This window comes from Clostridium sp. DSM 17811, assembly GCF_018861905.1.
GTDB classification, from domain to species: Bacteria; Bacillota; Clostridia; order Clostridiales; family Clostridiaceae; genus Clostridium_AD; species Clostridium_AD frigoriphilum.
The window spans coordinates 1-4,359 of the sequence record NZ_JAHLDU010000063.1; the positions used below are offsets into that span (position 1 = coordinate 1).

6 protein-coding genes and 1 pseudogene are annotated in these 4,359 nt (G+C 31.2%); all 7 read left to right on the forward strand.

Annotated elements, in window-relative coordinates:
• A pseudogene (locus tag KPL44_RS24780) lies at nt 1-257 on the forward strand (IS4 family transposase); the annotation flags it as partial.
• A 140-nt stretch (nt 258-397) separates the two neighbouring features.
• On the forward strand, nt 398-2,179 hold the full coding sequence (locus KPL44_RS24785) for an Ig-like domain-containing protein (RefSeq protein ID WP_216256040.1): 1,782 nt from the start codon (nt 398-400) through the stop codon (nt 2,177-2,179).
• 131 nt (nt 2,180-2,310) lie between these two features.
• A complete protein-coding gene (locus KPL44_RS24790) occupies nt 2,311-2,754 on the forward strand; it encodes a hypothetical protein (RefSeq protein WP_216256042.1) in 444 nt (147 codons plus the stop codon).
• A 144-nt stretch (nt 2,755-2,898) separates the two neighbouring features.
• The gene (locus tag KPL44_RS24795) at nt 2,899-3,207 is read left to right on the forward strand and encodes a hypothetical protein (RefSeq protein ID WP_216256044.1); all 309 of its coding nucleotides are present in this window, start codon (nt 2,899-2,901) and stop codon (nt 3,205-3,207) included.
• A gap of 13 nt (nt 3,208-3,220) precedes the next feature.
• Nucleotides 3,221-3,490, forward strand: coding sequence for an N-acetylmuramoyl-L-alanine amidase (locus KPL44_RS26165; protein ID WP_216256047.1), 270 nt, complete (start codon nt 3,221-3,223; stop codon nt 3,488-3,490).
• A 63-nt stretch (nt 3,491-3,553) separates the two neighbouring features.
• On the forward strand, nt 3,554-3,751 hold the full coding sequence (locus KPL44_RS26170) for a hypothetical protein (protein ID WP_367302976.1): 198 nt from the start codon (nt 3,554-3,556) through the stop codon (nt 3,749-3,751).
• A partial coding sequence (locus KPL44_RS24810) for an IS4 family transposase (protein WP_216256048.1) occupies nt 3,732-4,359 on the forward strand: 628 nt, incomplete at its 3' end. The genes KPL44_RS26170 and KPL44_RS24810, both read left to right, overlap by 20 nt.

Genomic DNA, 4,359 nt, shown 5'->3' on the forward strand with positions numbered 1-4,359 from the left:
AAGAATTTCAAGGACGCTCTTATGATTCTATGGTTGCACATACAACTATTGTGTTTACAAGATATATTATGTTATCTACTCAAAGCCGCAATAATGAGGATTTACGTACTATAGGTGGCTTATTTTTTAATTGCTGCGATGAACTTCAAGATATACAATTTTTTGAAGCTATTCAAGTTGTTTTAGACCTGCTTAAAAATGCATTACACGAAAACTTTTCGTTGACAAAAGAACAAATAAACTCGTTTTTGACCTAATTTATAGATACATTGCCTGCATTTTTAAAAGAAAGGCTAGTCTTTTTGTCGTGCGAAAGTTGAGTTAATAATATCCTTATCTTTGTGTTTATGATATATTATGGTATTATTAAAACATAATATAGGGGGGATAAACACAAATGGTAAATAAAAGATTAATAATGGGGTTTTCAAAGTTTGCAATAGTTTCACTAATTGCATTATCAATTAGTGGGGTTGCTCATGCATCAACAGGGGATATTATAAACACTACAAACAAAAAGATTTATAAAATTACTTCTTCGAACGATATAAAATCATTGATAGCAGATTTAAAAGACGGTGGCGGAGATGTATTCTTGAAAGAAAGCTCTGATGGGAAATACTACAGTCCGAATGATATATTGACTACTCAATCAGCAGAGATTGCTAAATTACTTAAAGCAGGAAATGTTGATTTTAAAAATCCAGGAGTAATTAAAGCATATATTAGTACACATGCTACTACAGTAATGGATGCTATTAAAGCAGCAACAGATAAGATTGTTACCCAAACTGTAGATACAACAAGTTATACAACTCCAGTAGTTAATAAATTAATTGTTAGTTCAGTCAGTGCTATTAATATTACAAAAACAGTAGGTGATGTTTACACATTGCCAACAACAGTAACAGCTATTTTATCTGATGGAACAACTAAGAATTTAGAGGTAACATGGGACAAAGTAGCAAGTTCAACAGTAGCAGGAACTTATACATTTACGGGTACATTATCTATGGTAGATGGAGTTGTTAATACAAATAATATTAATGTATCAGCTACATTAACTATTGCAAGCAATATTAGTGATAACACTGATATAACAAGTAAGTTTACTGATAAAAATTTTAAGCACTATGTATATTCCATAATAGGCAAAAGTAGTCCTGAACCCATACTTTATTCTGATGTAAAAAACATAAAAACACTATATGCAACTGGTAATGTGGTTACAGATACAGATGTAAGCAACTTAAGCGGAATTGAGGATTTTACATCATTAACTTCTTTGCACTGTGCTGGTAATAACTTAACAACATTAGATTTAAGTAAAAATACTGCATTAACTTCTTTGGACTGTAGCGATAATAAATTAACAATATTAGATTTAAGTAAAAATACTGCGTTAACTTCTTTGGACTGTAGCAATAATGAATTAATAACATTCGATTTAAGTAAAAATACTGCTTTAACTGATTTGGACTGTCGCAGTAATAACTTAACAACATTAGATTTAAGTAAAAATACTGCATTAGCTTCTTTGGATTGTAGCAATAATGAATTAATAACATTAGATTTAAGTGAAAATACTGCATTAACTTCTTTGGACTGTAGCGATAATAAATTAACAATATTAGATTTAAGTAAAAATACTACATTAATTTCTTTGAACTGTAGAAGTAATGAATTAATAACATTAGATTTAAGTAAAAGTATTGCATTAACTGATTTGAACGCTGTTGATAATAAATTAACAACATTAGATTTAAGTAAAAACACTGCATTAACTGTTTTGGGCTGTGAATCAAATAAATTAACAACATTAGATTTAAGTAAGAATACTGCGTTAACTGAGTTGTACTGTTTCGGTAGTAACTTAACAACATTAGATTTAAGTAAAAATACTGCTTTAACTTATTTGGACTGTAGAGATAATGAATTAACAACATTAGATTTAAGTGAAAATACTGCATTAACTTATTTGAACTGTGCCTATAATAAATTAACAACGTTAGATTTAAGTAAAAATACTGCTTTAACCGAGTTGGACTGTGTCGATAATGAATTAACAACTCTATATTCAACAAAAGATACATGGGATACTTCATTCTATAGACTTCAGCACAAAGATTCAAGTCAGACAACAACTACTAAAAACTTAGTTATAACTATTAAAATTTAGTATTATAGAATCTAATGACACTCGAAGGGTGTCTTTTAAATTCAATACTCATTCGATAATTATATTAATTATTATTTTTATATATAATAAAATGTAAAAAAGTATATAATTACCTGTAAGGGGTGATTAGCTTGGATAGTTTTAATTTTGAGCCTACGAGAAGTGTCAATATTGACATGCGTGAACAGAAGGAGAGAATGAAAAGAATTACTGATCAAATGGATGAAAGGAATAGAGAAAAAAATAACAGAGATATTGAAAATAATGAAAATTTAAAGCAAATAGTCCAGTATAATAAGTTACTAACTGAACTAAACGAAAAAATGTTAGGGAAAATGAGTTCTGCTAATGGAACATTATCAGATGTCCTAAACTCGGTAGGTGGTAATTCTCAGAGGCTTGAGGTAGTAGGTATTCAGCAAAACGAAAAACTCGATGAACTGAAAGCAATACTTGAAAGCAATGCCCCTGACAAGAGTAACAAAATATTAAGCTACTTTTCAGGGCTTTCAGGAACGCTAGGTGTTGAAATGCTAGCAACATATATCAAAATTAAATTAGGTGTAAATTCATAGAGCCATTGGGCCATAATGTATATTACAAACTTGTAAGGCACTCGAAAGAGTGTCTTTTTCAATGCAAAAAAATATTTAAGGAGGCGGATCACGTAATGTAAATCAGTAAGATCTATCTAATAAAAATATTGGGGGCATATAAAAATGAGTACAGTAACGGTGACAATAGTAATATTAGCAGCAGGTGCAATTTGTGCAATTGTAGGTTCAGTTTTAGCTGTAAGTAACTTGTTTAGGACATCACGTAAAGAAGCAACAACAGAAGCTACAGCAGATGCACAATCCACAACAAGGCTTGAAACTAAATTAGATTATGTAAGCAAAGGTGTAGATGATATTAGATTAGATAATAAAGACCAAAATAGAAGGATTAATGATATTAGTGATAAGGTCGCAAGAGTCGAAGAATCAACAAAGTCCGCCCACAAACGGTTAGATGAATTAGAAAAGTAAAAGGAGGATATTGATGAGAATATCAGTAGAGTTTGGTCATGGTACTGGAGAAGATAGAGGGGGTGAGGGGTATTTAAATGAAGAAAAGGCCATTAGAGAATACGGGCCATTAGTAATAGCTGGATTAGAAAAGTTAGGATATACAGTTTTGAATTGTGCACCAACAATGGCAGGGCTAACATTAGCACAAAGTTTAGCATATAGAGTAAATGCCTCTAATGCTTTTAAAGCAATATTCCATTTGTGTTTACATGTGAATGCTTTTGAAACTGACGTGGCATAAGGCTGTGAGGTTGAATATATTTCAGCAACAGGAAAAGTTTATGCAGACAAAATAAGCGCACAAATAGCTGGATTACGGTTCACTAACAGAGGGAGCATTTCAAGGCCTAACTTATATATGCTTAAATATACAAATGCCGTAGCAATTTTGATTGAGCCATTTTTCTGTGATGCCAAAACAGATTGCAATAAATATAGTGCTACTAAGTTAGCTAATGCAATTGTAAAAGGATTTACAGGTATTGTCATCTTCAATAATTAAAAATGACATTGAATCATTAACATCCAAGGATAGGGTAAATGTTTTAATCGTTGACGATTCATTTTATAGCAGAACAAGAAGTAAATCTGTAGAGTTATTAGCAAAAGTTTTCGATCATGTAGATTGCAAATACCAGAAAGGCTTAAGGATGCTTACTTTAGGTTGGTCTGATGGAAATACTTTTCTGCCCTTAGCTTTTACATTGTTAAGTTCTGAAAAAGAGAAAAATCGTATATGTCCAATTAATCCTACTACCGACAAGCGGAGAAACAGCTATAAAATAAAGGCTGAAGCTATAAAAAAATCACCAGATGTAATGATTGATTTAATAAAGCAAGCGGCAGCTTATGCAATACCCGGTACCTATGTTTTATTCGATAGTTGGTTCACCTATCCGAAAACGTTAATAAGAATTTTGAAACTTAAATTTCATAAAATAGCTATGGTTAAAGCTATGCCAAAAGTTTTTTACGGTTATGAAGATAAAAAGTTAAATCTAAAATCCTTATATGCTACGCTCAAGAAAAGACGTGGCAAGGCTAAAATTAAAGCATCTGTGATCGTCGAAATTGGTATGGATTCGCAGGCTACGCCTATAAATGCAAAAA